The following is a 26,911-nucleotide window of genomic DNA, read 5'->3' as shown; positions in this document are numbered from 1 at the left end:
GGGCTGGTCAGCGCTGACCCGCCCCCGATGACGGGAACCCGCCGCACCGGCCCGCGGAACAATGCGCGGCCCCGTACGGTTGGCCCTGGCAGTCAGCCCCGCACCACCCGAGAGGACTCCCATGACCGTCGACTGGATCACCCTGCAGAAGACCGCGCACGACGAGTTCGCCCGCCGGGTCGAGGCCGTGGCCGACTGGGACGCCCCCACACCCGACACCGAGTGGAAGGTCCGCGACCTCGTCCGGCACGTGACCCGCGAGCAGCAGTGGGTGCCCCTCCTGCTCGAGGGCGGCGACCCCGCCGAGGCCGAGAACTCCATCGAGCCGCTCGGCGACGACCTCGTCGAGGCCTGGCACCGCTGGTCGAGCGCCGCGACGGCGGCCTGGCGCGACGCCGATCCGCACGCCGAGGTGCGACTGAGCGCCGACGTCGTCCCCGTGCACGAGTACCTGGCCGAGCAGGTCGCCGACGTCACCATCCACAGCTGGGATCTCGCTCGTGCGGTCGGCGCCGACGAAGAGCTGGACGACGCCCTGGTCGAGGCCGTCTGGGGCGTCTTCGAGCCGCAGAAGGACGCTCTCGAGGCCTCGGGGCTGTTCGCGTCGCCCGTGCCGGTCGGCGACGACGCCCCGCTCCGCATCCGCCTGCTCGCGTTGACGGGCCGCGACGCCCGCTGACACGCCCGACGCAGCCGCGCCTCCCGGGGGTTCATCACCCGACCCTGGCAAGCTCGGGGCATGACCGATCCGATCGACCGCCCGTGGCTGCACAGCTACGCTCCTGACGTCCCCGCCGACATCGAGCCCGTCACGGGCAGCCTCGTCGACCTGATCGACGACGCCGTGGCCGCGCACCGCACGCGTCCGGCCCTCGAGTTCTTCGGGCGCGAGACGTCGTACCGCGATCTGGGCGACCAGATCGCGCGCGCGGCCGAGGGGCTCAGGAGGCTCGGCGTGCGTCGAGGAGACCGCGTCGCCCTGATCGTCCCCAACAGCCCGCAGCACGTGGTCGCGTTCTACGCCGTGCTGCGCCTCGGCGCCGTCGTCGTCGAACACAACCCGCTCTACACCGACCGCGAGCTGCGCCACCTCTTCGAGGACCACGGCGCGACCGTGGCGGTCGCATGGGACAAGCTGGTCGACCGCCTCCGCGCCCTGCCCTCCGACCTCGGCCTGACGACCATCGTGTCGGTCGACGTGACCAAGGGCATGCCGCTCGGCACCCGTTTGGCGCTCAAGCTGCCGGTGCCCGCCGCCAGGTCGTCGCGGGCGGCGCTGACGGACGGCGCGACGGGCGACTCGACGTTCGACGACCTGCTGTCGAACCGCCCGATCAAGAAGAAGCACCCCCGGCCCGAGGTCGACGACGTCGCCCTGCTGCAGTACACGAGCGGCACGACCGGGTCGCCGAAGGGCGCGATCCTTACGCACCGCAACCTCCGCAGCAACGCCGAGCAGGGGCGCGCGTGGGTGCCGGGGCTGGTCGAGGGCGCCGAGACGGTCTACGGCGTGCTGCCGTTCTTCCACGCCTACGGGCTGACGCTGTGCCTCACCTTCGCGATGAGTCTCGGCGCGCGGCTGGTGCTGTTCCCGAAGTTCGACGTCGACCTCGTGCTCAAGGCGGCGAAGAAGCACCCGCCGACATTCCTGCCGGCGGTGCCGCCGATCTATCAGCGACTCGCCGACGGCGCCCGCGAGAAGCGCGTCGACCTGTCGTCGGCCCGCTTCGCCATCTCGGGTGCCATGAATCTGCCGACCTCCGTCGTGACCGCCTGGGAGGGGGTGACGGGCGGCATGCTCGTCGAGGGCTTCGGTCTCACCGAGACCTCGCCCGTCGCGCTCGGAAACCCCATCGGCCCGACCCGCCGCGTCGGCACCGTCGGGGTGCCGTTCCCGTCGACGGAGGCGATCGTCGTCGACCGGGACTCCCCCGATCCGACCCGACCCGTGCCTCCCGGGGCAGCGGGCGAGCTGCTGCTGCGTGGTCCGCAGGTGTTCCGCGGCTACTGGAACCGGCCCGACGAGACCGCCGAGGCGTTCCTCGAGGGCGGCTGGTTCCGCACCGGCGACATCGTCAGCATGAGCGCCGACGGCTACGTGACCATCGTCGACCGCATCAAGGAGCTCATCGTCACGGGCGGCTTCAACGTCGCCCCGTCCGAGGTGGAGGAGGCCGTGCTCGGTGCCGACGGCATCGCCGAGGCCGCCGTGGTGGGGGTCCCGCGCGCCGAGGGCGGCGAGGACGTCGTCGCGGCCGTGGTCCTGGCCGCGGGCGCGACCCTCGACGAGGCCGCCGTGCGCGATCACTGCCGCGGGCGTCTGGCCGCCTACAAGGTGCCGCGCCGGGTCGTCGTGGTCGACGAGCTGCCCAAGTCGCTGATCGGCAAGGTGCTGCGTCGGCAGGTCCGCGACACACTCATCGCCGCGGGCTAGACGGGACGTCCCGGCACGACTAGAGCCAGCGGGCCCGGTCGAACGGCCAGAACACCACGAAGGCCCGGCCGACGACGTTCTCCTCCGGGACGAACCCCGCGTAGGGCCCGCTCTGGTGCGCCCGCGAGTCGGCGGAGTCCTCGCGGTTGTCGCCGAGGACCCACAGCGCCCCCTCGGGCACGGTGACGTCGAAGGGCGTCAGCGACGCCGGGTCGCCCGAGGGCACCGTGATGTAGGGCTCGTCGATCGGCTCGCCGTTGACGAGCACGCGCCCCTCGGCGTCGCAGCACGAGACGGTGTCGCCCGGCAGACCGATGACGCGCTTGACGAGGTCCTGACCCGGCTCCCCCGGCAGCCAGCCGCCCGGATCCTCGAAGACGACGATGTCGCCGTGGTGCAGCGGCATCGCGTTCGAGGCGAGCACGTTGACGACCAGCCGGTCGCCGATCATCAGCGTGTTCTCCATCGACGCGGACGGGATGTAGAACGACCGCACCAGATACGTGCGGACGCCCCACGAGACGAGCAGGGCGATCAGCACGATCACGACGACGTCGCGCAGGAGGCGGAACGGCCGATGGGGACGAGGAGGCGCGGTGTCGGTCACGACGACATCCTCTCAGTCGCCTGCTGGTGTCAGGCCGATGCCCACCCGAGTCGTTCGAGTCGCGCCAGCGCGTGCCCCTCCGCGACCGGGCGCGGTCCGAGCACGGCGCCGATCCCGTTCAGCATGACCTGCGCGGGGCCCGCGGCCGGCAGGGCGATTTGGCCGAGGTGCGGCGGCCTGAGGTCGAGCAGCTCGCGGAACCGGGGCTGCAGGGTGCTGACCGCGCCGTTGAACAGCAGCGGGTAGCCGGCCTTCAGCACGGGGAAGAGCGGCGGGCGCCTGATGAACCGCACGACGTCGTCGGTGCGGGCCGTCCGCTCGAGTATGCCGCGGCGGTCGAAGTCCAACAGCTGCTGCTGCATCTCGGCGGCGGTGCGCGGCGGGTTCGGCACGCCCATCAGCTCGCCGGCGACGGCCCACTCGCGCACGTACGCGTCGGGACCACCGGGGATCAGCGTCGCGCCCCACTGCCGGTACGCGGCGAGGAACGAGTCGGCGAAGGCCATGTGCACCCAGCTGAGCAGCTCCGGGTCGTTCGCGGCGTAGTCGTGGCTGACGCCGTGGCGGTCCTCGTAGCTGCCCACGACCTTGGTGTGCAGTCGCGAGACCCAGTTCGAGGCCTGGGTCGCGGCCTCCTGGCTGCCGTAGGTGACGGTGTAGATCCAGCGGATCGTCCCGGCCAATCGACCCAGCGGGTCCTCTCGGAACCGCGAGTGGTCGTGCACCCCGGCGAGCGCCCCGGGGTGCAGCGCCTGGACGAGCAGCGCGCGCACTCCGGCGGCGATGGTCGACATGGCGCCGTGCACCGCCCAGACGGCGGAGCCGGGCAGGAAGAACCCCTCGTCGGCGCCCTTCTCCAGGTCGGTGATCCACTGCGGCGTGCCGGTGTACTGCCCGTTGAAGGTGTACTGCAGACGGGCGCGGAGCGGTTCGGTCAGAGCGGGCATGCCTCGATCATGCGCCTCGCGACCTGGACGGTCCGCGCAGGTCGTCCGACGAGTCCGAAGCCACCCCTTGACATCGATATGAATAACGGCAAGCATCTATCATGTCGCTCATCGGATCGACACGAATCGAAGGAGATTCCATGATGAAAACACGCCGCCGGTCAGTCGGCACCGCCGTCCTCGCCGCCAGTCTCGCCTTCGGCGGGGCCATCGCCACGAGCGTCCCGGCACATGCCGCCGGCTCGGGCACAGCGTCGGTCTCGCTAGTCCAAGCCAGTGCATCCACGAAGACGTCCGGTGGAACCCAGGGCCGCTCGTTCGCCCAGCACGGCTGCGCTCAGTTCCTGTCGAACTGGGCTTCGTCCAGCACCTGGGCCAAGGCCAGCTGCGGGCTGAGCTCCGGCAACGCTTACTACCAGTTCCGCTGAGTCCGACCGACGGGGCGGGCCCGCGAGTCCGCCCCGTCGTCGCATCGCCGTTCGAATAGGGAGGTTCCATGTCCAAGAAGCACGCTCTGGCGATGAGCATCGCCACCGTCGTCCTGGCCACCGGCTGCTCGACGACGACGTCGAGCACCTACGACGACGGGAGAGACGACGAGGTCATGGCAGGCAGCCTCGTCGAGGTGTTCCAACGAGAACTCGACAAAGAGGAGGACCCCTTCGTGGTCGACGTACTCGAGAGGGCTGTCTCGACGGGCAGCATCCCCCAGGCCGACTACGACGCCGCATTCGATCTGTACAAGCGGTGCATGGCAGACATCGGTTACGTCGACAGAGAGCACAAGCGCAACAAGAACGGGACGATCCAGATCGCTCCCCCCGACGATCTCCGGTCGCAGGAGGACGTCGAGCAGTACATGGCGGCGGGCACGGACTGCTCGGCGCAGCTCGCGCCCATCGAGTCGCTCTTCATGATCCAGCAGAGCAACCCCGATCTACTCGTCGACCCACTCACCGTGGCCATCCGGTGCCTCGCCGATCTGGGCGTGACAGACGACGCTTACACAGAGCAGCAGCTCCAGGAGGACCTCGAGAGCGACGAACCCTTCCCCTTCGACGTCGACACCCCGGAGGCTCAAGACTGCTTCACCCGGGTCGGGTTCGCCGTCGGGGGCGGTGAGGACAGCCGATGAGAGGCGCCGCGATCGTCGTCGCGACGGTGTGCGGGCTGGCTCTCGTCGCCTCGGGGGCCGGACTGGCGGTGGCGCTCACACCCGTCGACCCGCCGTCGGTGCTCGCGACCGCGCGACCGGCCGAGACGGCCCCGGCCACGCCCAGCACGTTCGACGACAGCCGTAACGTCCAGGCCACGTTCGACTCCGGCGATCCGGTCGCCGTCTCGACACCCCTCGGCGGCGTCCTCACACGACAGTCCTGCACCGCGAATGGCGTCCTCGTGTCGGGCACGGTCATCGCCCATGTCGACGAGAGACCACTGCTCGGGCTCAGCACCGACGTCCCGCTCTACCGCGACCTCGACCTCGGCGATCGAGGGGCGGACGTCCGAGCCCTGCAGGACGAACTGACACGGCTCGGCCATCCGGCGCGCAGCGACGGCAACCTCGGACCAGCCACAGCCCGGGCGATAGCCTCACTGCTCGCCGCCGTCGACATCGCACGACCCGAGTCCCCGCTCGTCCTGCCCCTCGACGGAGTCGTCCGAATCCCCCGGGTGACCACCCCCGTGAGCAGTTGCACTCGACTCGGTACGACTCTGCAAGCCGGTGACGAACTTGCATCGGCACCTGCGTCGGTCACAGCCGTGCGACTGTCGTCACGCCCCGAAGACCTCGCGCCCGGCGACCGTGACCTCGAGCTCCTCGGCGCGACAGGACCGATGACGGACGACTCGGGCAGCACCGACCCGGCCTTCCTCGCCGCACTCGAGACCGCCGACGGGTTCGACGAACTCGTGGCCGCCGCCGAAGACGCGATCCCTGCCACGCTGCGCCTTCGCGACCCCGTCCCCGTCCTTCAGGTTCCCGCCGCCGCCGTCGCGACCGGCGACACCCCCGGCGCCGGGTGCCTCGCGATGCCAGGCGAGTCGATCCCCGTCACCGTCGTCGGCTCGACCCTCGGCTCGTCGCTGGTCCGCCTCGCCGACGGAATCGAGCCTCCGAGGGAGGTGAGTCTCCGTGCCGACGACCGTCGAGCATCCTGCGGATGAGTGCTCGACCACGCTCGCCGTGGTCGCCCGCGACATGACACTCCGACACGGTCGCGGCCCCGTGCTGTTCCACGGTCTCAGCTTCAGGCTCGAGGCCGGCGAGGTCGTCGCCGTCTGCGGCCCGTCGGGTTGCGGTAAATCCTCGCTGCTCTCGGTTCTCGCCGGCACGCTCGCACCGACCGCAGGCACGGTCGATCTCAGCGGCGTCACCCGCACAGGCTGGGTCTTCCAGAATCCCTGGGGCGTCCCCGGCCGCACCACCCTCGACCACGTCGTCTTGCCCCTGCTCGCCGATGGCTCGCGTCGTCGAGACGTCGAACCCACCGCCCGCGACACCCTCGACCGCTTCGGACTCCTCCCTCTCGCCGACCGTCCCTTCGCGCAACTCTCCGGCGGCGAGGCCCAACGACTCATGCTCGCCCGCGCCGTGGCCATGCGACCCGATCTGCTGCTCGTCGACGAGCCGACCGCTCAGCTCGACCGGCGTTCCGCCGCCACCGTCAATGAACGTCTCCGTGCGGCCGCCGACGGCGGAGCGGTCGTCGTCGTGGCCACCCACGACCCGCAGACCCGCGATGCCTGCCATCGGGTGATCGACCTCGGTCCTCACGAGTCGGCGTCGTGAGACTCTCGAGCGTCCTCAGCGAAGCACGCCGCTACATCGCGACCGGTACGACGCGTCTCGGCACCCTCGCCGCTCTGCTCGCCCTCACCTCGGGGCTCGCCGGGGCCGCCGACCTCGCCGCGGTCTCCGCGCTGACACGCGACGCCGTCGGCTTCGTCGCCTCGGGGGCCGCAACCCGCACCGCAGCACTCGAGGGCGGAGTCGACGGCACGGCGTGCGACGCGCTGACAGGCCACGGCGACATCCTGGCCGCCGGCGCCCTCCGTCCCGGCCCGGCGGTGACGCTCGATTCCCTGCCCGGTTCGAGTCTCACGACCTTCGAGATCACTCCAGGTCTCGCCGCCCTCGTCGCCGACTCCGACGGGCGGGCCGGCGCCTGGCTGGCGCCCGGCCTCGCCGAACGCCTCGGAGCCGCAGCGGGCCACGACCTCAGGACGGCCGACGGGCCCCTGCACATAGCCGGAGTCTTCAGGCACCCCGACGACGGTCGCGACAGCCGCCTGTCGTCCGCCGTGCTGCTGCCAGGAGATTCCGCCGAGCCCTTCGACGAATGCTGGGCACGAGCGTGGCCTCAGAGCGAGACGACCGACGACCTGTTGCGATCGACGGCTTCGTCGACGGCCGGCAGCGCATCCTCTCTGTCGATGGGGCAGCTCAACGCCACCCTCGGATCCATCTCCCCTTCGGTCGCCGCCCACCGCGAACGGCTGACGCGATGGGCACCGGCGATGTCCGCCTCGCTCGCGGCACTGCTCGGCGTCGCCTCCGTGCGTCGACGCCGACTCGAACTCAGCGGAGCCCTTCAGGCCGGCCAGAGTCGGTCGGCGCAACTGGCCGTCATCGTCGTCGAGACCTCCGCCTGGGCGGTCTGCGGCGCCCTCATCGCCGTGGGGATCGCCGCCGCTCCACTGCTGTCGGGGCCCGGCTCGCTAATCGATGCTCCCGCGCGCCTCCTCGTCGCCGCACCCATTGCGGGAGCGACCAGCGCCATCCTCGCCGCAGCGCTCACGACTCTCTCCATCAGGAGACGCGATCTCGTTCGATGGTTCAAAGATCGGTGACCCGAGGCGGAGGCGCCTCGACGATCCGCGCCGACCCACACCGCGCCTCCCGCAGCTCTCGAGAGACGCAGGAGGCGCGGCGGGCGTCGGCGACGGAGGGTCAGCCGCCGTGCGCCTCGACCGAGACGGACTGCCACTCGTTCCACGTCGCGAGACGCGACTCGTAGTCCTTGGTGGCGATGCCGAGCGGCGCCTTGCCGAAGAAGATGCGGAGGGGCGGCTGCTCGGCGTCGACGACTTTGAGGATCGCGCCGCGGGTGGCCTTCGGGTCGCCCGGGTCGGCGGCCGACGGGCGCTTCGAGGCGGCCTCGCGCACCTCGGCGTACTCCTCGAGCTCGTCGCTGCGCGACGCGGACGGGCCCGACCAGTCGGTGCTGAACCCGCCGGGCTCGACCAGGGTGACGTGGATGCCGAAGCCCGCCACCTCCTGCGCCAGCGACTGGCTGATGCCCTCGAGCGCCCACTTCGACGCGTGGTAGATGCCGACCGTCGGGAACGCGCTGATGCCGCCGATGCTGGACACCTGCACGATGTGGCCCGACCCCTGCTCGCGCATGATCGGCAGAGCAGCCTGCGTCACCCACAGGGCGCCGAACAGATTCGTCTCGAGCTGCCCCCTGGCCTCGGTCTCGCTGATCTCCTCGACCATGCCGAAGTGGCCGTAGCCGGCGTTGTTCACGACGACGTCGAGACGACCGAACGTCTCGGCGGCCTCCTGCACGGCGGCGATGTCGGCCGCGCGGTCGGTGACGTCGAGCTGAAGCGGCAGGAAGGCGTCGCCGTACTGCTCGACGAGACCGGCGACGTCGTCGAGGTTCCGCGCGGTGCCGGCGACGCGATCGCCTCGTTCGAGTGCGGCCTCGGCCCACTCGCGGCCGAAGCCCTTGGATGCTCCGGTGATGAACCAGACCTTGCTCACGGTGTTCCTCTCGTCGGGGTGCGGGTCCCCCCGATCCAACGCCCGCCCGTCTGGACGGCGTCCAGGTGCCCCTTCCCCGCGTCGCTGCACGACGCGCACGATCGAACGGCCTCGTTCGCCCTAGAGTGAGAGGGTGACCATCGAGACCCCGCGTCCCTGGCTTGACTCGTACGCCCCCGGCGTCCCGCACGAGATCGAGCCCGTCACGGGCTCTCTCCTCGACCTGGTGGACGGCAGCGCGAAGCGCTACCCGAAGGCGGTGGCGCTCGAGTACTTCGGGGCCACGACCTCGTACACCGAGCTCGTCGAGCAGATCGCGCGTGCGGCCGAGGGCCTGCGGAAGCTCGGAGTGGGCCACGGCGACACCGTGGCCCTCGTGCTGCCGAACGGCCCGCAGCACGTCGTCGCGTTCTACGCCGTCCTGCGTCTCGGCGCCGTGGTCGTCGAGCACAACCCGCTCTACACGCCGCGCGAGCTGCGTCACCAGTTCGAAGACCACGGCGCCAAGATCGCCATCGCCTGGAACAAGGTCGTCGACACGATCCAGGCGTTCCCCGACGACGTCGCGGTCGACCACGTCGTCTCGGTCGACGTGACGAAGGCGATGCCGTTCGGCACCCGGCTGGCCCTCCGTCTGCCGATCGCCAAGGCACGCGAGTCCCGCGAGCGCCTCTTCGCGCCGGTCCGTGGCACGACCCCGTGGGAGGACGTCGTCGGCTCGCGCCCGATCCGCTCCAAGCACCCCCGCCCCGAGACCGACGACCTCGCGGTCATCCAGTACACGAGCGGCACGACCGGCACGCCGAAGGGCGCGCAGCTGACGCACCGCAACCTGCTCTCGAACGCGGCGCAGTCACGGGCCTGGGTGCCGACCATCGAGCAGGGCGCGTGCACCGTCTACGCCGTCCTGCCGATGTTCCACGCCTACGGCCTGACGCTCTGCCTGACCTTCGCGATGAGCATGGGGGCGCGCCTCGTGCTGTTCCCCGCCTTCGACCCGGCGCTCGTCCTCAAGGTCATGAAGAAGCGACCGCCGACCTTCCTGCCGGCCGTCCCGCCGATCTACACGCGCCTCCGCAAGGCGGCCGACGACGCCGGCGTCTCGCTGCGTGGCGTCGAGGTCGCGATCTCGGGCGCCATGCCCCTGTCCGCGGAGGTCGTCGAGCCGTGGGAGGCCGAGTCCGGCGGCTGGCTGGTCGAGGGCTACGGGCTCTCCGAGTGCTCGCCCGTGCTCATGGCCAATCCCGTCGGGCCGACCCGCCGCGCCGGCACCGTGGGGCTCCCGCTGCCGAGCACGGAGGTGCGGGTCGTCGACCCCGACCAGCCGACGGTCGACGTCGCCCCGGGCGAGTCAGGCGAGCTGATCGTGCGCGGCCCCCAGGTGTTCACCGGCTACTACCGCAAGCCGCAGGCCACGAGCGAGGTCTTCGTCGACGGCGACTGGTTCCGCACCGGAGACATCGTCACCGTCGACGACGACGGCTTCGTGCGCGTCGTCGACCGCATCAAGGAGCTCATCATCACCGGTGGGTTCAACGTCGCGCCCTCCGAGGTCGAAGAGGTCCTGACGCGCTTCGAAGGCGTCGTCGACGCGGCCGTGGTCGGCATGCCGAGCCCCGGCGGCGAGCAGGTCGCCGCGGCGATCGTCGTCTCCCCCGGTGCCGAGGTCGACGTCGCCGAGCTGCGTGCCTTCGCCCGCAAGCACCTCACGCCCTACAAGGTGCCGCGACGCATCGTCGTCGTCGACGCCCTGCCGACCTCGCTGATCGGCAAGGTGCTGCGCCGCAAGGTGCGCGACGAGCTGCTCGGTCACTGACCGCGAGCGCCCCGGGCATCCTCGCCTGGGGCATCCTGAGCTCCGGCCCGGGGGCATCCCGCGCTCGGGGCCCCGGGCACCCGGGGGCGGCGAGACCCGACCTAGTCGGCCTTGCCGTCCCGTCGCCCCTCGGCCAGCCAGGCCAGCCGCTGCAGCGTCTCGCGGTTGCGGTGCTTGAGCATGACGTTCTGCAGCGGTCTCGGCACGAGGGTTCCCGGGCCGGACACCGCGTCCTCCGTCATGGTCACGTGCGAACCGCCCGAGATGGGCTTGACCGCGAACCCGACCCGCGCCTCCCCCAGGGGCCAGCCGCGCGCGATCATGACGACGCGACGGGGCGGGTCCCACTCGACGATGCTCGTCGAGTCGTCGATCACCGCGGGCCAGACGCCGACCGAATGGCTGATCTTCGAGCCGGCCTCCGGCCACGCGGGCTCCACATCGCGCACTCGCGACGCCCCGACGACCCAGCTCGGGTACGACCAGCCGTCGCGCAGGATCGCGAAGACGTCCTCGGGCGATGCGTCCATGAATCGCTCCTCGATGCTCATGCCGGCTCCCCCCGGTCGGGTCCCAGATGGGGCAGGTCGGTGATGCCGAACTCGTGCCGGAGGGCGCTGCGGGCGGCGTAGGCGCCGCCCATCCCGTGCACGCTCGGCCCGGGCGGCACCGACGACGACGCGAGGTACACGCCGGCGACGGGGGTCCGCCACGGCTCGGTCGACAGCACCGGGCGCACGACGAGCTGCTTGAGGCTCGGCGCACCCGAGGCGATGTCGCCGCCGATGTAGTTCGGATCGTGGGCCTCGAGCTCGTCGGCGCTGTACGAGTGCGACGCGAGCACCACGTCGCGGAAGCCCGGGGCGAAGCGCTCGATCTGCGCCGTGATGACCTCGGTCATGTCGCGGGTGCTGCCCGACGGCACGTGCGCGTACGTCCAGAGCGAGTGCTGCCCGCTCGGAGCGCGCGTGTCGTCGACGACGCTCGGCTGCACGACGAGCACGAACGGGTCGTCGGAGTGCCGCCCCCTGGCCACGTCGTGCTCGGCGCGGGCCACGTCGGCCCGATCGCCGCCGAGGTGCACCGTCGGCGACCCCCGCAGGGCGTCGACCGCCCAGGGCACCGGGCCGCTGAGCGCGAAGTCGACCTTCGACGCTCCCCCGCCGTAGCGGAACCGCTCGAGGCGACGACGATAGCCGTCGGGGAGGCGCGCGCCGGCCATCGAGATCAGCTGCCGGGGCGTCACGTCGAGCAGTGCGACGTCGCTGTCGAGCTGCCCGAGGTCGGTGATCTCCGTGTCGGTCTCGATCACCCCGCCGTGCGCCACGAGGTCGGCCGCGAGCGCATCGGCGATCGACTGGCTGCCGCCGCGAGGCAGAGCCCAGCCCCGCCCATGCCCGTGCACGGCGAGGGTCAGACCGGCGGCGGAGGCGGACAGGCTCGGCATCGGACGGATGGCGTGGGCCATGACGCCGGCGAGCAGGGCCGTCGCCTCGCGCGTCTTCAGCCCGGCGTCCCACCAGGGGCCGCCCTGGGCGAGGATGCGCAGGCCGAACTCGACCACCGTGCCGGGGTGCCTGGGCACCTGCAGGATGGGCGACAGTGTGAACTGCGAGATCTCGTCCTCGAGGTCGACGAGGCGGCCGAACATGCGGCGCCAGGTCGGCCCGTCCACCCCGAGACCGGCGACCGTCCGCTCGAGGTCGCGGTACGCCACCCCCGCGGTGCCTCCGTCGACGGGATGCGCGTACGAGATCTCGGGCACGATCATCTCGACGCGCTGCTCGAGCCCCCACCGCCGGAAGAACCCCGACGCCATGGCCATCGGGTGCACGGCGGAGCAGATGTCGTGGCGGAAGCCGGGCAGGGTCAGCTCGGCCGTGCGCGTGCCGCCGCCGATGGTCGACGCCCGCTCCACGAGCTGCACCTTGAGCCCCGCCCGAGCGAGCACCACCGCCGCGGCCAGCCCGTTGGGACCCGCCCCGACGACCGATGCGTCGTAGGGCCGGCTCATCGGCGACGCCCCGACACCGCCCGGACGGTCGCGAATCCGGCACCGAGGGCGGCGGCGACCGCGAGACCGCGACCGATGCCGCGGTGCTCGGTGTACCAGACCTGGGGGCTCGTCGAATGGGCCTGATCGCTGAAGATGCCTCGCGCCCCGTGGTCGCCGGCCGTGGGCTCGTAGAGGTTGTCGGGCAGCATCGGATCCTTCTTCTGAGGCGCCTGCTGACCCGAGTAGCCGGTCTTGGCCAGGAAGACGTCCATCAGCCCCGCGGCGAGGCGATTGCCCATGACCGTGCCCAGCGTCGGCTCGCCGATCCACGACCGGCGACGCGGCTTCTCGGCGACGGCGGCGATGGCCCGGGCGCCGACCTCGGGTTCGAAGATCGGCGCGACGGGCATCGGGTGGTCGGGCAGATCCGTGCGGACCCAGTTGAACTGGATGGTGTTCAGCGCCGGCATGTCGACCGTCGAGATGCGGACCGCGCTCTTGTTGTGCAGCAGCTCGGTGGTCACCGACTCCGTGAAGCCCTGGACGGCGTGCTTCGCGGCGCAGTATGCGGCCTGCAGGGGGATGCCTCGGTGCGCCAGCGCCGAGCCGACCTGGATCACGTGACCGCTGTCGCGCGGCACCATCCGCGAGAGGGCCGCACGGGTTCCGTTGACGAAGCCGAAGTAGTTGACGGCCGTCGCCCGCTCGAAGTCGTCGGGGTCGGTGTCCAGGAACTCGCCGAACACCCCGACCATGGCGTCGTTCACCCAGAGGTCGATGGGCCCGAGCTCCGATTCGACGCGATCGGCGGCGGCCTCGACCTGCGCACGGTCGGCGACGTCCGTCGGGATGCCGAGAGCGCGACGCCCGGCGGCCTCGACGTCGGCGACGGCCCCGTCGAGTCCGTCCTGACCGCGGGCGAGCACCGCGACGTCCCAGCCGCGGGCGGCGAGCTCTCGGACGGTGGCACGGCCGAGTCCGGCGGTTCCTCCGGTGACGACGGCGATCCTGCTGGTGCTCATGCTTCTCCTCGACTCATCCTCGCGTTCGCGGGTCTCCGACGGTAGTCGTTCACGACCGAGGAGGCGCGACTCGCGTGAGTCGCGCCTCCTCGGCCGTCACCATGGCGCAGAGCCGCACGGTGCTAGATGTCGAAGCCGCCGAAGTCGCCGCCCCCGAAGTCGCCCCCGCCGAATCCACCGCCACCGAAGTCGCCCCCGCCGTCGCCCGCGCCCGCGGTCTCCGTGCCCGTGTCGCCCGGGTCGGAGCCGGTGTTGGAGCCATCGCCCTGGTCGCCCTCGCCGCCGTCGGCCGTGGCGCCGCCGTCGGGCAGGAACGCACCGACCAGCGCCGAGCCGATCACGAAGCCGGCCACCGTGCCGAGCAGCGAGCCGCCGATCATCGAGCCCATGCCGGGCCCGCGGCGACCCTGGGCGTTCTGCCCCTCAGAGGGGCTGCCGCCGCCGAGCGTGCGCTCGAGGCTGCCCGGCTGGCGGAGCTCGGACCGGGTGGCGGCCTGCGCCAGCGACGCCGGGTCGTCGCCGCGCGGGCGCTCGCTCTCGGACGCCTGCGCGCTGAGCTCGTCGAAGACCAGGCGACGCTGCTCGGGCGTGAGCTTCTCGAAGGCCTCGGCGTGCACCTGCTCGATGGTCTCGGGCGGGGCCGTCCGCAGCAGGTAGCGATAGCGCTCGACGGCGATCTCGTCGTCGGTCCGTGCAGCCTGCGGTGCGGACGCCCGGGGCGCGGGCGCCTGCCCGTACGGCTGCTGGCCGGAGGGCGCCTGGTCATACGACTGCTGGCCGGAGGGCTGCTGTTCGTACGACTGCTGGCCGTAGGGGTGCTGGTCGTACGACTGCTGGCCGTAGGGCCGGGTGTCCGCCCTGGGGCCGGGCTTGGCCTGGTCGTCGTCGCGGCCGAGGAGTCTGTCGAGGAATCCCATCGGAGCGGTTCCCTTCCGTTCGTGGTGTGCGGTGCGGAGGCACCTGCCGGACACGACAGTACGGTCGCCTGCCGCCGCCTGCCTGTGCGCAGCGTGCGGATCAGCCCCGAACGTCGCCGTCGACGTCTCGGTGATCGCGGGGCTCGCGGGTGTCGTGGGCGTCGGCGGACTCGCCGCGACGTCGGCGCCGCAGCAGCGCCCGCACCACGAGCCAGACGATCACGCCGGCGATCGCGCCGTAGACGATGTAGTCGAGGTACTTCGCGTACTCGTCGATCAGCTCGTACTGGGTTCCGAGGGCCGCGCCGAGGGCGATCAGGAGGGTGTTCCAGATGCCGCTCCCGACGATGGTGAAGAGGGAGAACGTGGCGAGGGGCATGCGGTCGGCGCCGGCCGGCAGCGAGATGAGACTGCGGACGCCGGGGATGAAGCGCCCGAAGAACACGGCCGAGCGACCGTGACGGTGGAACCAGCCCGCCGCCTTGTCGAAGTCCTCGCGGTCGACGAGCGGCAGCTTCGAGAGCCACCGGATGCTCCGTTCGAGACCGAGCTTCGCACCGAGGAGGTACAGCACGAGTGCACCGACGTACGCTCCGAGCGTCGTGACGACGACGAGGAGTCCGATGTTCATGTCGCCGCTGCCGGCCAGCGCACCGGCCAACGGCAGGATCAGCTCGCTCGGGATCGGCGGGAAGATCGTCTCGATGAAGGTCAGCAGACCGACGCCCCACTCGCCCAGCGCGTCGATCACGCGCGACGCGATGCCGACGATGCCCCCGCTCTCGGTCAACGACCCGGGGGCGGATGCGGCGGTCAGGAGTGCGCTCGGCGCGGCTGAGGAGTTCATGTGTCCCTGGGTCGGTTCGGGTCCCGCTCGGGACGGGCTCGGATCGGCACCCCGAGTATGCCGGGTCAGGCTGTGGACGGCCCCTGCGCGGGTCAGACGGGTCGGCGGGCGCCTCGTCGGCGGGTCGCCAGCAGCCCGATCAGTCGCCAGCCCACCAGGAACACCCCGAGCACGATCGCCGTGACGACGACGAAGCTCGGCTCCACGCCCTGTCCGCTCGCGACACGCAGCAGCACGCCCACGACGACCGTCGCCACCCAGACGACCAGCCCCGCCCTGGGGCCGCGCATCGACCAGCCCACGCCGAGCACCGTCGCCCAGCCGACGGCGAGACCGACGACGAACGGCCAGAGGGTCGTCGCGAGGCCCAAAGGGTCGAGGGCCTCGGCATGACTGCTGCGGCCGATGAGGACGAACGCGGCGACGAGCACCAAATCGACGGCGGCGACCCACCAGAGCCCGGCGGAGCGCCGCGAGCGCCCGCTGCGTGAGATGCCGGTCATGTCTGCCTTTCGAGCGGAGGCGGGTTCAGGAGGGCTGCTCGAGCGTCTGCGACAGCTCCGACAGCAGGTCGTCGATCTGCGGTTCGACGAGACGCTCGACGGCGTCGCCGATGCGCTCCCGCTGAGCGACGAGGGCGAAGCAGAGGCTGGTGCCGACCGACTGCGCGTGGTCGTCGGCCAGCGCGACTTCCCGACGCAGCGCCTCCTTGGCCTCGTCGGAGTACTCGACGGGGTCGACCGTGCGGGACCCGGCAGGAGGCGCGTCCTCCTCTGCGAGACCGGCCAGCGTGAACAGGAACGGCTGAGCGGGGTCGGGTTCGGGGTCGACGTCGAGTCCCTCGAACTCGGGGTCGAGACCGACGTCGGGGCGGTAGCCGACGTCGACGACGCCGTCGGCCTCGCGACGCAGCTCCCGGTCGACGAGTGGCAGGTTGCGGGCCGTGTAGATCTCGACCTCGTCGTCGACGATGTGACGCAGCCGGTTCAGCAGCGCGTGCTGGACGGCGTGCGGCACGTCGCGGTCGAAACCGGCGGCGACGGCGACGGGCGACCCGAAGCAGAGTCGGCACACGCGGGTGCGCCCGCGGGCCGTGCCGATGCGCCAGCGGGGCAGCCAGCGCAGCCAGGCGTCGACGGCGCTCTGCACGCGCCCCTCGATCGATTCCGCCATGCCCCGAATCTACGGGCATCGGGCGGTGATAACCGCGTACCCCCGGGCGATTCACCGGGTCGGGGCCCGGGTGCCGTCAGTCGACGGTGACGAAGTCGATCAGTCGCTCGACGGGGCCGAGCAGAGCGGGTTCGAGGTCGGCGAAGGTCCGCACCCGCCCGAGGATCCGCTGCCAGGCGGCGGCGATGTCGGCCTGGTCGTCGTGCGGCCAGCCGAGCGCGTCGCAGATGCCGTGCTTCCATTCGATCGAGCGGGGCACCGCGGGCCACTCGGCGAGACCGACGCGCGCGGGTCTGACCGCCTGCCAGACGTCGACGAACGGGTGCCCGACGACGAGCACGCCCGCCCCCGACGGCCCCGCCATGACGGAGTCGGCGATCCGGCTCTCCTTCGAGCCGGCGACGAGGTGGTCGACCAGCACGCCCACCCGCCGGGTGGGCGACGGACGGAACTCCGCGAGCACCTCGGCCAGGTGGTCGACGCCCTCGAGGTACTCGACGACGACGCCCTCGATCCGCAGATCGGAGCCCCACACCTTCTCGACCAGCTCGGCGTCGTGACGTCCTTCGACGAAGATCCGGCTCTCGCGGGCGACCCGGGCACGGGCCCCGTCGACGGCGAACGATCCCGACGCGGTGCGTGCCCGGCCGGCCGGCGCCGCCCGCGGCACCCGCAGCGCCACGGGCGCGCCGTCGATCAGGAACGATCCCGACAGCGGGAACGCCCGCACGCGGCCCTTCCAGTCCTCCAGCTCGACCAGGCCCGCCGAGACCCGCACGACGGCCCCGGTGAAGCCGCTCGCGGAGTCCTCGACGACCAGATCGCGGACGGCGTCGGTCGGCGTCGCGACCGGCCGCTTCGAGCGCTTCCAGTCGCCGCTCAGCACGTCGTCTCCGTATCGGTCGTCAGTCACGGGGCGATGGACCTCTCTGCGGTGGTTCGGGTCGGGTTCGGGGTTGCGGTCTCGGTGATGGCTGGTAGGGGCGAGGCGGGCTCTTCGACGCCCCGGCCTCGTCGGACCGGCGACGCTCGCCGGGCCGCGGCGAGGTGCGACCCACGGGGGACGCGGCCTTCGCCCCGACCGCGCGGGGCTGAGCCGCGCGGGCCTGAGCCGCGCGGGGCTGAGCCGCGCGGGCCAAAGCATCTCGGGACGGAGCGTCACGAGGGGGCCCGTCTCGAGGGGGTGACCGGCGTGAGGCTCCCTGCGCCGCGCCTCCGGCGGCGCGTGCGGGAGTCGACCGCGCGGCCGTCGTTCCCGTCTGCGCCGATCGCCGCGGCGGAGCGAATCCGCCGGTGAGCACCCAGGTGAGCCAGACGAGCATCCCCACGACGTAGACGACGGACACCGCGAGCGGGATCCACCAGGCGGCGACGGCACCACCGGACTGGCCGACGAGTGCCACGACGATCAGCGCGGCGACGAACCAGAGCCCGGCCGCCGTGCCTCGGGCGAGGTGGCTGGCGAGTCGACGGCGCAGCTCACGGCGTCGGGACTCGTGCTTCCAGTAGGAGGCGCGGGGCACGAGCAGGTGCCGTGCGGGCGTCCAGGCGAGCGCGGCGGCCGAGACCAGATACGCGATCAGGATCACGACGGCGACCGCGACGGCGACCAGGAGGAGGTCCGACCTGCTCGCGAACGCCGCCCCGGCACCGTCCGTCGTGCGGATGACGACGACGCGCAGGGGCAGCCACGTCGCCGCGACGGCCACGACGACGGCGAGACCCATGACCGCCACCCCGACCGGGGCGGCGGGTCGGATCCACCGGGGCACGCTCATCGGTCGCCGTCGCGCTCGTGCCGACGCGCAGGCACCTGCTCGATCACGGCGGCTCCCCCGTCGACGGCGATGCTCGTGCCGCCGGTCGTCAGGCCTGAGCGCGCTCGAGCACCAGCTCGCGCACGCGGGCCGCGTCGGCCTGGCCCTTCATGGCCTTCATCACCGCGCCGATGACGGCGCCGGCAGCCTGCACCTTGCCGTCGCGGATCTTCGCGAGGACGTCGGGCTGACCGGCCAGGGCCTCGTCGATCGCCGCGATGAGCGCGCCGTCGTCGGAGACGACCTTGAGCCCGCGCTTCTCGACGACCTCCCCGGGTGCGCCCTCGCCCGCCACGACGCCTTCGAGCACCTGACGCGCGAGGCGATCGGTCAGATCGCCCGACTCGACGAGCGCGATGAGCTCGCTGACGTGCAGCGGGGACACGAGGGTCGACGGTTCGACGCCTCGGGCGTTCGCCAGACGGGCGATCTCGCCCGTCCACCACTTGCGGGCCGCCTGCGGGGAGGCGCCGGCCTGGACGGTCTCGACGAGTTCGGTCAGCATGCCCGAGTTCACGACGTCCTGGAACTCGAGGTCGGCGAAGCCCCATTCGGCCTTCAGCCGGCGACGGAGGGCCACCGGGGCCTCGGGCAGGGCGAGCCGGAGCTCTTCGATCAGCTCGCGGGGAGGCACGACGGGCAGCAGGTCGGGCTCGGGGAAGTAGCGGTAGTCGTCGGCGTCGCTCTTCGGACGACCCGCCGACGTGCGACCGGTGTCTTCGTGCCAGTGGCGGGTCTCCTGGGTGATGGTGCCGCCCGAGGCGAGGATGGCGGCCTGCCGCTGGATCTCGTAGCGCACCGCGCGCTCGACCGAACGGAACGAGTTGACGTTCTTTGTCTCGGTGCGGGTGCCGAGCTTCTCCTGGCCGTGGGGGCGCAGCGAGACGTTCGCGTCGCAGCGCAGGTTGCCGCGCTCCATGCGCGCCTCGCTGACACCGAGCGAGCGCACGATGTCTCGGATGGTCGACACGTACGCGGCGCCGAGCTCGGGGCCCAGCGCGCCCGCGCCGATGATGGGCTTGGTCACGATCTCGACGAGCGGGATGCCGGCGCGGTTGTAGTCGACCAGCGAGTACTCGGCGCCCTGGATGCGCCCGGTCGAACCGCCGACGTGCGTCAGCTTGCCGGCGTCCTCCTCCATGTGGGCCCGCTCGATCGGGATCCGGAAGACGGTGCCGTCGGGCAGCTCGACCTCGACCTCGCCTTCGTAGGCGATCGGCTCGTCGAACTGGCTGACCTGGTAGTTCTTGGGGTTGTCGGGGTAGAAGTAGTTCTTCCGGGCGAAGCGCGAGCTCTCGGCGATCGAGCAGCCCAGGGCGAGCCCGAGGCTGATCGAGTAGCGGACGGCCTGCTCGTTCACGACGGGCAGCGAGCCCGGCAGGCCGAGGTCGACCGGGGTCACATTGGTGTTCGGGGCACCGCCGAAGAAGTTCGGGGCGTCCGAGAACATCTTCGTCTTCGTGGCGAGCTCGACGTGCACCTCGAAGCCGAGCACGACCTCGAACCTCTGCAGCGCCTCGTCGTAGTCCATCAGGTCTGCCTTGGCCATCAGATGACTCCCTCGGTGGCGGCGTGCTGTTCGGTGCTGCTGAGATCGGGTGCCTGCGAGATGAGGGTGCGTCCCCAGCTCTGCTCGAGCAGCTGCTCGAGTGCGGCGCCGTAGGTGTAGAGGCGGGCGTCCTCGCGGGCCGGAGCCATGAACTGCAACCCGACGGGCAGACCGTCTTCGGCGGCGAGCCCCATGGGGATCGTGATGCCGGGGATTCCTGCGAGGTTCGCCGGGATCGTCGTGATGTCGTTCAGGTACATCGCCAGCGGGTCGTCGATCTTCGAGCCGAGCGGGAACGCCGTGGTCGGAGCGGACGGCGACACGAGCACGTCGACCTCGGCGAACGCCTTCGCGAAGTCGCGCTGCACGAGGGTCCGGACCTTCTGGGCGCTGCCGTAGTAGGCGTCGTAGTACCCCGCGCTCAGCGCGTAGGTGCCGAGGATGATGCGGCGCTTCACCTCGGGGCCGAAGCCGGCCTCGCGGGTCGCGGCCATGACGTCCTCGACGGTGCCGCCGCCCTCGGGCACGACGCGCATGCCGAAGCGGACGGAGTCGAACTTGGCGAGGTTGCTCGAGGCCTCGGCCGGCAGGATGAGGTAGTAGGCGCTGATCGCGTATTCGAAGCTCGGCGCCGAGATCTCGACGATCTCCGCACCCGCCGCCGTGAGCAGATCGAGGGCCTCGGTGAAGCGCGTCTTGACCCCGCCCTGGAACCCCTCGCCGTTCAGCTCCTTGACGACGCCGATGCGGACGCCCTTCAGGGCGCCGCCGGCGAGACCGGCGCGAGCGGCGTCGGTGAACGACGGCCATTCGTCACGGAGCGAGGTGGAGTCGCGCGGGTCGTGGCCCTTGATGACGTCGTGCAGCAGGGCGGAGTCGAGCACGGTGCGGCTGACCGGACCGACCTGATCGAGCGAGCTGGCGAGAGCGATGGCGCCGTACCGGCTGACGGAGCCGTAGGTGGGCTTGACGCCCACGGTGCCGGTGACGGCGCCCGGCTGACGGATGGAGCCGCCGGTGTCGCTGCCGAGAGCGAGGGGCGCCTCGAAGGCGGCGACGGCCGCGGCCGAGCCGCCGCCCGAGCCACCGGGGATGCGGTCGAGCGACCACGGGTTGTGCGTCGGGCCGTACGCCGAGAACTCGGTCGACGAGCCCATCGCGAACTCGTCCATGTTCGTCTTGCCGAGCGGCACGAGATCCGCGGCGCGGAGCTTCTTGACGACCGTGGCGTCGTAGGGCGGCACCCAGCCCTCGAGGATGCGGCTGCCCGAGGTCGACGGCATGTCGATGGTGCAGAGGACGTCCTTGACGGCGATCGGCACACCGGCCAGCGGCCCGAGGGGCTCGCCGGCGGCGCGACGGCGGTCGACGTCGGCGGCCGTGGCGAGGGCGGCGTCGCTGACGTGCAGGAAGGCGTGGACGTCGCCGTCGACCGCGGCGATGCGGTCGAGGTGCGCCTGCGTGGCCTCCACGGACGAGACCTCGCCGGAGCCGAGCTTGACGGAGAGGTCGGCCGCGCTGAGGCGGATGAGGCTTGCGGTGTCGGTCATCTCTACTGCTCTTCTCCGAGGATGGCGCTCACTCTGAAGCGCGAGCCGTCGTGGTCGGGGGCGCCGGACAGCGCCTGCTCGGCCGTGAGCGTCTCGCCCACGACATCGGGGCGGAAGACGTTCTCGAGCGGGATGGGGTGGCTCGTCGCGGGGACGTCGTCGGTGGCGACCTCGGCCACCTTCGCGACGTTGTCGACGATCTGCCCGAGCTCTCGGGTCATCGTGTCGATCTCGTCGGCGGTGAGGGCGATTCGGGCGAGACCGGCGAGGTGCTCGACCTGCTCGCGCGTGATGTCAGACATGGTGCTCCGTCACAGGGATCGTGTGGGGGTACTGCGCTTGGGGGTCGCCGTCGATTCTACGGGGAGGCTCCGACCGAGGAGGCGCGGTGCGAGTCGACCCGCGCCTCCTGCGCCTTCTCAGTCGCGGGCGTAGAGATCCTGCGGGCGCACGAGCGTGATGTCGGGGAGCACCGGGCCTCCGGTGCCCGGGGTGCGTTCGTCGGAGTCGACGAGGTCGCCGCGACCGAGCCCGATCAGGGCGATGCTGCGGAGCGACTCGGTGCCGGGGCGCAGGTAGTCGTTGTGCCCGAGCGCCGCGGCGAGGGCCTCTCCGGTCACGCCGTCGAGGCCTCCCCCGGTGTGCAGCATCACCGCGCCGAACCCGGGCGACCCGGGGTCGGCGCCGAAGACGCCGCTGCCGGCCACCGGGTCGAAGCTGCCCGCCGCCGCGTAGACGTCGCTGCCGTGCACGGCGAGCTGGGTCGACGTCTCGACGACGCTTCCGGGCGAGCCCAGCAGCACGAGCGAGTCGACGATGGTCCGCCCGGACGACAGCGCGAGGGTCGCGGTCGTCGAACCGTACGAGTGCGCGACCACGGTGACCCTCGCGGGGTGCGCCGAGCGTGCGGCGTCGAGCCCGGCGAGCGAGTCCACCAGGTGCCCGGCGCCGACCCGGGCGAGGTCGAGCGAGTACACGTTGGTCAGATCGGGCGTGCGGTAGCCCATCCACGCGACGACGGCGGTCGAGGGGGCGTCGGCGGCCGCCCGTCCGGATGGCAGGCCCGCCCAGCTCGACTGCTCGTCGTAGAGCCCACCGGCCGTGATCGACCAGTCGACGACCTGACCGGTCACCCCGTAGAGCATCCCCGGCACCAGGATGCTGACGTCGTCGGCCGCGTCGAGATCCCCGATCGACACGGCGACCCGACCCGGCATGACCGTGTCGAGCAGGACGAGCTGCCGGTCGGCCGCTCCGCTGGTGCGATCGGCGAGGGCCTCGCCGACGGCGGCGAGCATCGCGGCGCGGGCGACGTCGTCAGGGCCGGCCTCGCCGCTCGCGAGACGGTCGTCCACGGCCGCCACGGCCTCGCTCAGGAAGACCCGGTTCGCTCCGTCGCGCACGCCGTAGGGCACCCCCTCGAGGTTGCCCACGAGACCGGGTGCCAGCGCGATGAGCTCGTTCCGTCGCGACGGGTCGAGGGCTCCCCACCAGTCGCCGACGACGTCGGCTTCGACGTCGGCGGTCACCGCGGCCGACAGTGCGCTGACGTCGTCTCCCGCGGAGTCCAGGTGCGAAGCGAACGACCGCACGGACTCCGAGGAGGCGCGGGTCAGCTCACCGAGGCAACCCGCCCCGTCGACGCCCTCGGTCGTCTCTCCACCGCACGCCAGGGCGACCGCGTCGGCGGACTCCCCCGCCTCGGGTCCCGCCCAGGCCGGAACCCGTGCTGGCACGGTCGCGCTCGCGGAGACGAGAGCGGTCTCGACCTCGGCGTGAGCCGTCGACACGGCCTCGGACGGCACGACCGATGTCGCCGGTGCATCGATCGCTCCGAGGAGGTGGATCGATGCGGAAAGGATTGCTGTAGCGAGGAACAGCACGTCGGGTCTTCCCCCTCGAGGCACACCTGTACCCCGAACCCCCTACAGCCCGAAGACGATGTGCGCTCATATCGTAGGGGGAGCCGATGACGCCCCACCAGATGCGCTACGCCTCGATGTCGGTATCGTCCCCCGTTTCGGGCTCGGCCAGCCCCGTCGGGCCCTCCTTAAGGAGGACATGGAACTGCGCTGCGTCGATGATGCGGACGCCGAGGGCCTCCGCCTTCGTCAGCTTCGAACCGGCCCCCGGCCCGGCGGCGACGAAGTCGGTCTTCTTGCTGACGCTGTTGCCCGCCTTGCCGCCGGCGGCGAGGATGGCCTCCTGGGCGCCCTCTCGACTGAACCCCTCGAGACTCCCGGTGGCGACGACCGTCAGCCCGGAGAGCACCCCGCCGGCCGTCTCGGCAGCCCCCGGCCCCGGATGCCCGGGCGTGGCGAACTGCACACCAGCGGCGGCCCACCGGTCGATGATCTCGACGTGCCAGTCGACGGAGAACCAGTCGATCAGGGCGTCGGCGATGATGCCGCCGACGCCGTCGACGGCCGCCAGCTCGTCGCGGTCGGCGGATCGGATGGCGTCGAGCGAGCCGAAGTGGTTCGCGAGGGCTCGTGCGGCCACCGGACCGACGTGGCGGATGCTGAGACCCACGAGGATGCGCCAGAGCGGGCTCGTCTTCGCCTTGTCGAGGTTGCCGAGCATCTCGAGGGCGCTCTTGGACGGGACGGACGTCTCGTCGCCCGAGAACCCGTCGGCGTCGGGGTCGAACGGGCCGTCCCGCTTCGTCCGCCGACGCCGGAACGGCGTCACCAGCTTGGGAGCCCCGTCGGCCTCGAGCTTCTGCATGCCGGTCTCGGAATCGCGGACGACGACCCTCACCGGGAAGATGTCGGCCATCGTGAGGTCGAACAGCCCCGCCTCGGTGCGGAGCGGCGGCTCGGCGGGCTCCACGGGCTGGGTCAGCGCCGCGGCGGCGACCTCGCCGAGCCCCTCGACGTCGAGCGACCCCCGCGACGCGATGTGCTCGACCCGACCGCGCACCTGCGCGGGGCAGCTCTGGGCATTGGGGCAGCGGAGGTCGATGTCGCCCTCTTTGGCGGGTCGGAGCGGTGTGCCGCACTCGGGGCAGTCGGTCGGCATGACGAACTCGCGCTCCGTGCCGTCCCGAAGCTCGATGACCGGCCCCAGCACCTCGGGGATGACGTCGCCGGCCTTGCGCAGCACGACGGTGTCGCCGATCAGCACGCCCTTGGCCTTGACGACCTGCTGGTTGTGCAGTGTCGCCTGCCGCACCTCGCTACCGGCCACCTCGACCTTCTCCATGACGGCGAACGGCGTCGCCCGACCGGTGCGCCCCACGCTGACGACGATGTCGAGCAGAGTCGTGTTGACCTCTTCGGGCGGGTACTTGAACGCGGTGGCCCATCGTGGCGCACGACTCGTCGAGCCCAGCTCTTCGTGCAGCGCCAGGTCGTCGACCTTGATCACGATGCCGTCGATCTGGTGCTCGACCGACGCGCGCCTCACTCCGTAGTCGTGGATGAACGCCTGCACGTCGGCGACCGTGTCGAACACCCGATGGTGCGTCGAGATGGGCAGACCCCAGCCACCCAGCAGCTCGTAGACCTCCGACTGCGAACGCACCTCGGTGGCGCGTTCGAGGTCGCCGACCGGCCACGCGCCGATGCCGTGCACCAGCATCCGCAGGCGACGGAGGCGGGCGTGCATCAGCTCGCGCTTCTCGGGGCTCTTGCCCTCCTCCTTCTGACGGAGCGACCCGGCGGCCGCGTTGCGGGGATTGGCGAAGACCCGCTCGCCTGCCTCGCGCTGCTGCGCGTTCAACTCGTCGAACTGGCTGACGGGGAAGAAGATCTCGCCGCGCACCTCGACCAGGGGCGGGTGACCCGTGCCCGACAGGCGCTCGGGGATCGAGCCCATCACGAGCACGTTGCCCGTGACGTCCTCGCCGACGACGCCGTCGCCGCGGGTGGCGGCGGTGACGAGCACGCCGTTCTCGTAGCGGAGGTTGATGGCGAGACCGTCGATCTTCAGCTCGGTCAGGAACCGGACGCGCTCGGACCCCGAGTCGCGCTGCACCTTCGCGGCCCACTCGGCCAGCTCGTCGTCGCTGAAGACGTTGTCGAGGCTGAGCATGCGCTCGGCGTGCTCGACCGGGGCGAACTGCGTGGTCTCGGCCCGGCCGCCGACGGTCTGCGTGGGGCTGTCGTCTTTCTGGAGCTCGGGGTGCGCCCGCTCGATCGCGTCGAGCCTCCGCACCAGGGCGTCGTACTCGGAGTCCGACACCGTCGAAGCGTTCGACTCGTAGTACTGGTCGCGGAGATCGAGGATCTGTGCGGTGAGGCCCTCGGCCTCGTCACGTGCCTCGGCGAGGTCGGCGGGAACGGCGTCGCTGTCGCTCATGGCCCGGTGCTCAGGCGACGACGGCCGGGACCGGCACGGCGCTGACCGTGCGGTCGATGGTGCACTGGCCGAGCACCCGGGTGCCGACGTAGACGACGGCGGTCTGCCCGGGGGCGACTCCGTTGAGGGGTTCGCGAGGTGTGATCACGAGTTCAGTCTTACCCTCGACCACCGACACCCGCGCGACTGCGGGCACGGGGTCGGCGTGCGCGCGGATCTGCACATCGCAGTCGAACGCGGTGGTCGGGTCGACCGGCGGCAGACCGGCCCAGGTGAACGAGCCGCCTGCGATCTCCGCGATGTCGAGGGCCTCCTTCGGCCCGACCACGACGGTGTTGTCGACCGGACGCACCTCGAGCACGAACCGGGGCTTGCCGTCGTCCGCCGGGAACCCGATGTTGAGCCCCTTGCGCTGACCGACGGTGAAGGCGTGCGCGCCCTCGTGGCTGCCGATGACGGTACCGCTGCGGTCGAGGATCTCGCCCGTCTCGGCCCCGACCCGGTCGGCCAGCCAGCCGCGGGTGTCGCCGTCGGGGATGAAGCAGATGTCGTGGCTGTCGGGCTTCGTGGCGACGCTGAAGCCGCGCTCGGCGGCCTCGGCGCGCACCTCGGCCTTCGACGGCGTCGCCCCGAGCGGGAACATCGAGTGCGCCAGCTGCTCGGTCGTCAGCACCCCGAGCACGTACGACTGGTCTTTGGCCCACGCGGAGGCGCGGTGCAGCTCGCGATTGCCCTGGTCGTCGGTGAGGATGGTCGCGTAGTGCCCCGTGCAGACCGCGTCGAAGCCGAGGGCGAGCGCCTTCTCGAGCAGGGCGGCGAACTTGATGCGCTCGTTGCAGCGCATACAGGGGTTCGGGGTGCGGCCCGCCGTGTACTCGGCGACGAAGTCGTCGACGACGTCGAGCTTGAACCGCTCGCTGAAGTCCCAGACGTAGTAGGGGATGCCGATCTTGTTGGCCGCCCGTTGCGCGTCCATGCTGTCTTCGATGGTGCAGCAGCCGCGGCTGCCCGTCCGCAGGGTGCCCGGCATCCGGCTGAGCGCCAGGTGGACCCCCACGACGTCGTGACCGGCCTCGACGGCCCTCGCTGCGGCGACCGCCGAGTCGACGCCGCCACTCATCGCTGCAAGAACCTTCATCCGACAAGTGTACGCAGCGGAC

General features: G+C 71.6%; 26 protein-coding genes. 8 read left to right on the top strand and 18 right to left on the bottom strand.

Annotated elements, in window-relative coordinates; translation table 11 throughout:
* Positions 1-121: 121 nt before the first annotated feature.
* Together ACZ6JE_RS01375 and ACZ6JE_RS01370 are read left to right on the top strand one after the other, a co-directional pair.
* Entirely contained in the window at positions 122-679 is a 558-nt protein-coding gene (locus tag ACZ6JE_RS01375) for a TIGR03086 family metal-binding protein (RefSeq protein WP_464317997.1), read from the top strand.
* A gap of 60 nt (positions 680-739) precedes the next feature.
* Positions 740-2,434, top strand: coding sequence for a long-chain-fatty-acid--CoA ligase (locus ACZ6JE_RS01370; RefSeq protein WP_464317996.1), 1,695 nt, complete (start codon positions 740-742; stop codon positions 2,432-2,434).
* Between the two features lie 19 nt (positions 2,435-2,453).
* Here the strand turns inward: ACZ6JE_RS01370 and lepB are convergent, their stop codons facing one another.
* Together lepB and ACZ6JE_RS01360 are read right to left on the bottom strand one after the other, a co-directional pair.
* Positions 2,454-3,041, bottom strand: a complete 588-nt coding sequence (gene lepB, locus ACZ6JE_RS01365) for a signal peptidase I (RefSeq protein ID WP_192059875.1) — start codon at positions 3,039-3,041, stop codon at positions 2,454-2,456.
* 29 nt (positions 3,042-3,070) lie between these two features.
* Positions 3,071-3,988 carry an oxygenase MpaB family protein gene (locus ACZ6JE_RS01360; protein WP_464317995.1) on the bottom strand — a complete coding sequence of 306 codons (918 nt, stop codon included), beginning with the start codon at positions 3,986-3,988 and terminating at the stop codon, positions 3,071-3,073.
* A gap of 140 nt (positions 3,989-4,128) precedes the next feature.
* Between ACZ6JE_RS01360 and ACZ6JE_RS01355 the strand changes: the two genes are divergently transcribed.
* The 5 genes from ACZ6JE_RS01355 to ACZ6JE_RS01335 all read left to right on the top strand — a co-directional run bounded on the left by ACZ6JE_RS01355 (position 4,129) and on the right by ACZ6JE_RS01335 (position 7,843).
* Entirely contained in the window at positions 4,129-4,416 is a 288-nt protein-coding gene (locus ACZ6JE_RS01355; protein ID WP_464317994.1) for a hypothetical protein, read from the top strand.
* A gap of 68 nt (positions 4,417-4,484) precedes the next feature.
* The gene (locus tag ACZ6JE_RS01350) at positions 4,485-5,123 is read left to right on the top strand and encodes a hypothetical protein (RefSeq protein WP_464317993.1); all 639 of its coding nucleotides are present in this window, start codon (positions 4,485-4,487) and stop codon (positions 5,121-5,123) included.
* Positions 5,120-6,157, top strand: a complete 1,038-nt coding sequence (locus tag ACZ6JE_RS01345) for a peptidoglycan-binding domain-containing protein (RefSeq protein ID WP_464317992.1) — start codon at positions 5,120-5,122, stop codon at positions 6,155-6,157. Before ACZ6JE_RS01350 ends, ACZ6JE_RS01345 begins: the two co-directional genes overlap by 4 nt.
* Positions 6,126-6,782, top strand: a complete 657-nt coding sequence (locus tag ACZ6JE_RS01340; protein WP_464317991.1) for an ABC transporter ATP-binding protein — start codon at positions 6,126-6,128, stop codon at positions 6,780-6,782. Before ACZ6JE_RS01345 ends, ACZ6JE_RS01340 begins: the two co-directional genes overlap by 32 nt.
* Positions 6,779-7,843, top strand: a complete 1,065-nt coding sequence (locus tag ACZ6JE_RS01335; protein ID WP_464317990.1) for a hypothetical protein — start codon at positions 6,779-6,781, stop codon at positions 7,841-7,843. The genes ACZ6JE_RS01340 and ACZ6JE_RS01335 overlap by 4 nt, the downstream gene beginning before the upstream one ends.
* A 100-nt stretch (positions 7,844-7,943) precedes the next feature.
* Here ACZ6JE_RS01335 and ACZ6JE_RS01330 read toward each other — a convergent pair whose 3' ends face one another.
* Complete coding sequence (locus ACZ6JE_RS01330; RefSeq protein WP_320478685.1) at positions 7,944-8,762, bottom strand: SDR family oxidoreductase; 819 nt, start codon at positions 8,760-8,762, stop codon at positions 7,944-7,946.
* 133 nt (positions 8,763-8,895) lie between these two features.
* On the opposite strand from ACZ6JE_RS01330, the gene ACZ6JE_RS01325 reads away from it, so the two are divergent.
* A complete protein-coding gene (locus ACZ6JE_RS01325; protein WP_320476969.1) occupies positions 8,896-10,578 on the top strand; it encodes a long-chain-fatty-acid--CoA ligase in 1,683 nt (560 codons plus the stop codon).
* 101 nt (positions 10,579-10,679) lie between these two features.
* On the opposite strand, the gene ACZ6JE_RS01320 is transcribed toward ACZ6JE_RS01325, so the two are convergent.
* From ACZ6JE_RS01320 to mnmA, 15 genes are all read right to left on the bottom strand, one after another.
* Positions 10,680-11,108 (bottom strand): SRPBCC family protein, encoded by a 429-nt coding sequence (locus ACZ6JE_RS01320; protein WP_244636926.1) that lies wholly within the window; start codon positions 11,106-11,108, stop codon positions 10,680-10,682.
* Positions 11,109-11,125: 17 nt separating this feature from the next.
* The gene (locus ACZ6JE_RS01315) at positions 11,126-12,592 is read right to left on the bottom strand and encodes a phytoene desaturase family protein (RefSeq protein ID WP_192059864.1); all 1,467 of its coding nucleotides are present in this window, start codon (positions 12,590-12,592) and stop codon (positions 11,126-11,128) included.
* Complete coding sequence (locus ACZ6JE_RS01310) at positions 12,589-13,596, bottom strand: SDR family oxidoreductase (RefSeq protein WP_464317989.1); 1,008 nt, start codon at positions 13,594-13,596, stop codon at positions 12,589-12,591. Before ACZ6JE_RS01310 ends, ACZ6JE_RS01315 begins: the two co-directional genes overlap by 4 nt.
* A gap of 122 nt (positions 13,597-13,718) precedes the next feature.
* The gene (locus tag ACZ6JE_RS01305) at positions 13,719-14,513 is read right to left on the bottom strand and encodes a hypothetical protein (RefSeq protein WP_464317988.1); all 795 of its coding nucleotides are present in this window, start codon (positions 14,511-14,513) and stop codon (positions 13,719-13,721) included.
* 100 nt (positions 14,514-14,613) lie between these two features.
* Complete coding sequence (locus ACZ6JE_RS01300; protein ID WP_464317987.1) at positions 14,614-15,360, bottom strand: DedA family protein; 747 nt, start codon at positions 15,358-15,360, stop codon at positions 14,614-14,616.
* A 92-nt stretch (positions 15,361-15,452) separates the two neighbouring features.
* The gene (locus ACZ6JE_RS01295) at positions 15,453-15,863 is read right to left on the bottom strand and encodes a DUF3054 domain-containing protein (protein ID WP_463464475.1); all 411 of its coding nucleotides are present in this window, start codon (positions 15,861-15,863) and stop codon (positions 15,453-15,455) included.
* 25 nt (positions 15,864-15,888) lie between these two features.
* Positions 15,889-16,533 carry a spermidine/putrescine ABC transporter substrate-binding protein gene (locus tag ACZ6JE_RS01290; RefSeq protein WP_320478678.1) on the bottom strand — a complete coding sequence of 215 codons (645 nt, stop codon included), beginning with the start codon at positions 16,531-16,533 and terminating at the stop codon, positions 15,889-15,891.
* A gap of 76 nt (positions 16,534-16,609) precedes the next feature.
* A complete protein-coding gene (locus tag ACZ6JE_RS01285; RefSeq protein WP_243215221.1) occupies positions 16,610-17,446 on the bottom strand; it encodes a DUF3097 domain-containing protein in 837 nt (278 codons plus the stop codon).
* Positions 17,439-18,311, bottom strand: a complete 873-nt coding sequence (locus ACZ6JE_RS01280; RefSeq protein ID WP_464317986.1) for a hypothetical protein — start codon at positions 18,309-18,311, stop codon at positions 17,439-17,441. The genes ACZ6JE_RS01285 and ACZ6JE_RS01280 overlap by 8 nt, the downstream gene beginning before the upstream one ends.
* A gap of 88 nt (positions 18,312-18,399) precedes the next feature.
* Positions 18,400-19,899 carry an Asp-tRNA(Asn)/Glu-tRNA(Gln) amidotransferase subunit GatB gene (gatB, locus tag ACZ6JE_RS01275; protein WP_192059847.1) on the bottom strand — a complete coding sequence of 500 codons (1,500 nt, stop codon included), beginning with the start codon at positions 19,897-19,899 and terminating at the stop codon, positions 18,400-18,402.
* Positions 19,899-21,449, bottom strand: a complete 1,551-nt coding sequence (gene gatA / locus ACZ6JE_RS01270) for an Asp-tRNA(Asn)/Glu-tRNA(Gln) amidotransferase subunit GatA (RefSeq protein WP_192059845.1) — start codon at positions 21,447-21,449, stop codon at positions 19,899-19,901. Before gatA ends, gatB begins: the two co-directional genes overlap by 1 nt.
* A 2-nt stretch (positions 21,450-21,451) precedes the next feature.
* Entirely contained in the window at positions 21,452-21,751 is a 300-nt protein-coding gene (gene gatC, locus ACZ6JE_RS01265; protein ID WP_055794582.1) for an Asp-tRNA(Asn)/Glu-tRNA(Gln) amidotransferase subunit GatC, read from the bottom strand.
* A gap of 117 nt (positions 21,752-21,868) precedes the next feature.
* Positions 21,869-23,254 carry an alpha/beta hydrolase gene (locus tag ACZ6JE_RS01260; RefSeq protein WP_464317985.1) on the bottom strand — a complete coding sequence of 462 codons (1,386 nt, stop codon included), beginning with the start codon at positions 23,252-23,254 and terminating at the stop codon, positions 21,869-21,871.
* A gap of 184 nt (positions 23,255-23,438) precedes the next feature.
* On the bottom strand, positions 23,439-25,751 hold the full coding sequence (gene ligA, locus ACZ6JE_RS01255; protein ID WP_464317984.1) for an NAD-dependent DNA ligase LigA: 2,313 nt from the start codon (positions 25,749-25,751) through the stop codon (positions 23,439-23,441).
* Between the two features lie 10 nt (positions 25,752-25,761).
* Complete coding sequence (gene mnmA, locus ACZ6JE_RS01250) at positions 25,762-26,889, bottom strand: tRNA 2-thiouridine(34) synthase MnmA (protein WP_192059839.1); 1,128 nt, start codon at positions 26,887-26,889, stop codon at positions 25,762-25,764.
* Between the last annotated feature and the right edge of the window lie 22 nt (positions 26,890-26,911).

Source organism: Frigoribacterium sp. AC759, assembly GCF_979256015.1.
The sequence above is the reverse complement of the archived record's forward strand: the minus strand, read 5'-3'. Positions and strand labels throughout refer to the sequence as shown.